At 54.3% G+C, this 2,186-nt stretch carries 2 protein-coding genes and 2 pseudogenes; 3 read left to right on the forward strand and 1 reads right to left on the reverse strand.

Annotated elements, in window-relative coordinates; translation table 11 throughout:
• Positions 1-515: pseudogene (locus D5S03_RS03140) on the forward strand (ABC transporter); the annotation flags it as partial.
• A 28-nt stretch (positions 516-543) separates the two neighbouring features.
• Here D5S03_RS03140 and D5S03_RS03145 read toward each other — a convergent pair.
• The gene (locus D5S03_RS03145) at positions 544-1,467 is read right to left on the reverse strand and encodes a 4Fe-4S binding protein (protein ID WP_287042646.1); all 924 of its coding nucleotides are present in this window, start codon (positions 1,465-1,467) and stop codon (positions 544-546) included.
• 171 nt (positions 1,468-1,638) lie between these two features.
• Here D5S03_RS03145 and D5S03_RS03150 point away from each other — a divergent pair, with 171 nt between their 5' ends.
• Together D5S03_RS03150 and D5S03_RS03155 are read left to right on the forward strand one after the other, a co-directional pair.
• The gene (locus D5S03_RS03150; RefSeq protein ID WP_287042647.1) at positions 1,639-1,845 is read left to right on the forward strand and encodes a hypothetical protein; all 207 of its coding nucleotides are present in this window, start codon (positions 1,639-1,641) and stop codon (positions 1,843-1,845) included.
• A gap of 60 nt (positions 1,846-1,905) precedes the next feature.
• Positions 1,906-2,186, forward strand: a pseudogene (locus D5S03_RS03155) (hypothetical protein); the annotation flags it as partial.

The following is a 2,186-nucleotide window of genomic DNA, read 5'->3' on the forward strand; positions in this document are numbered from 1 at the left end:
AGCACGGCAGGGTGCTGACATCGGATCTTTCCATAATGATCAAGTCCCTGATAACCGCTGAGCAGACGGCCAAGATGCTCTACCCGGACCTGGATGTAGTGGGGGAGGCCGAACCCATTCTGCGCAGTATAGGTAAGGAGCGCTTCAAGCCGGACAATCTGCTCAAGGGACTGTACAAAAACTTCAGATACCTGCTCAGGTTTCAGTACCAGCTGCCCAGGCAGGCCATGGATATCATCAGCAAGCTGGACCAGGGACAACTGGCCATCCGCTTTCGGCATGAAAACCTGGAAGGCATGCAGACCACCATGGAAACAGTGGTCAACAGGCTGGTGGCGGGCATAATTGCCGCGGCCCTTTTTCTGGGGGCGAGCATGATTTTTGTCGCGGATACAGGCCCCATGCTGTGGGGGCACCCTCTGCTGGGCCCTCTGGGATACGCTGTGGCCACAGTCCTGTGCCTGAATCTTGTGGTGACCATGCTTCGTTCCAGGAGACGGCGGTTTAGGAAATGATTGAACTGAAGTTGTGGTTTCCTGTATGTTATGGGCGGCCATGTAGCAGGCTGTTCACCTCCAGGGGCGGGCTTTTGTCCTTTTGTCGTTTGAGTTTAAGTCCCTGCACGGGACACCTGCTCACGCACACTCCGCAGCCCATGCACAGGTCCTGTGAGACCACGGGGCCTTCCCTGGACATGGCGATGGCTTGAAAAGGACATGCCTGGGCGCATTCGCCGCACTTGATGCACAGCTCCTGGTCCGCATCTGCTGCGTAACCTGATGAGGCCAGCATGGGCACACCGTTTCTGTGCGCCTGCATGGCCCCGCAGCAGCAGGAGCAGCAGTTGCAGATGGCGTAGAACCTGCCCAGCATGGCATCCTTGAAAAAGGCATGCTGCACGTGTCCCCTGGCGTGTTCCTGCTCCAGTATCCGGCAGGCCTCATCAGAGGTGATGCTTCGGGCCTTGCCGGGATGGTGCTCCAGGATGAATCCCGCAAAGGGCTCGCCTATTATGAGACAGACCTGCAAAGGCTCGCAGGGATGCGGGCTGGAGGCCCTGCAGGGGCACTTAAGGGCCACTATGTGTCCTGGGTTTTTAAGTACGATGCGCCTGGCCCGGTCGTAGGGAATGACCTGTTCCAGATTTCCCAGGTCCACGCTTTTGTTGATCTGTACCAGTCTTTTGGCCTCCTGGACAGGCAAGACTTTACCGTGATAGCCGTGGGCGAATTTTATTCTGGCTCTGGCCCTGGCCCGTGAGTCATTGGCGCGCAGAAGCACCCGGACAGAACGGAGAACTTTGCCGGCAGGCCCGGACAAAGGGTGCCTGCCCGTGGCCAGGGAAATATAAAAATACGGCCAGCGGCCGTATATATATCCGTGCAGCCTGGAAGAAAGAGAGTCATCCGCATCCCGGGACGCCTCGGTAAAAAAAGCTCTGGTGGAAGGTCTAATCCATCTGGTCAATCTGCTGGTCCTCCGGGTAAGAAGTTAAGCTTTTTTAAGCAGCTTGTTGCGTAACGAGTAAATAGCAATAGTTGACAAAAAAATAAATCAGGCAAAAAAGAGCTTGATTTTTTTTGCAATTTTGTTTAGCAGTTGCCAAGTTTAGTCATACAACATAACCTGTGGTAAGATATGAAAAAAATCATCTGCATTACCGTCATATACCTGTTTCTCCTGGCTGCGCCCCTGAACTCCTCGGAGTTTGCCATGCCCATGCCCACCGGATCGGCAGCCCAGCTTCAGAGCATTGAAACCCAGGACACCAGGGGGCTGGCGGACAATCTTTCCTTTATCTCCGCAGGAGTGGTCAACACCCTTATGGGCATGCTCGGGGATTGATTTTCTGCCTGGCTTTTTGTGCATGCCCATCCTCCACTGGACCATCTTTAACCAGCGCCCATGGCAAACAAGGTTCTCTTTATTTCTGGCTGGGCCGGATACCCTGAGTTTTTCCCGCATCTCGGCTCCCATTCTTTTTTTGTCCTTCCTTTCGTCTCTCACAGTCAGAGCGACATAGAAAATCTTCTGCGCTCCCATTCATGGGATATTGTCCTGGCCTGGTCCCTGGGGGCCAACCTGTGCCTGCAAAACCCAGGATCAATAAGTACCAGGCATCTGGTTCTGATAGCTCCCTTTCTGGATTTTACCCGGCACACCCCGGTTAACGGCATTCAGGACAT

It is taken from the genome of Desulfonatronospira sp. MSAO_Bac3, assembly GCF_003838035.1.
Taxonomy (GTDB): domain Bacteria; phylum Desulfobacterota; class Desulfovibrionia; order Desulfovibrionales; family Desulfonatronovibrionaceae; genus Desulfonatronospira; species Desulfonatronospira thiodismutans.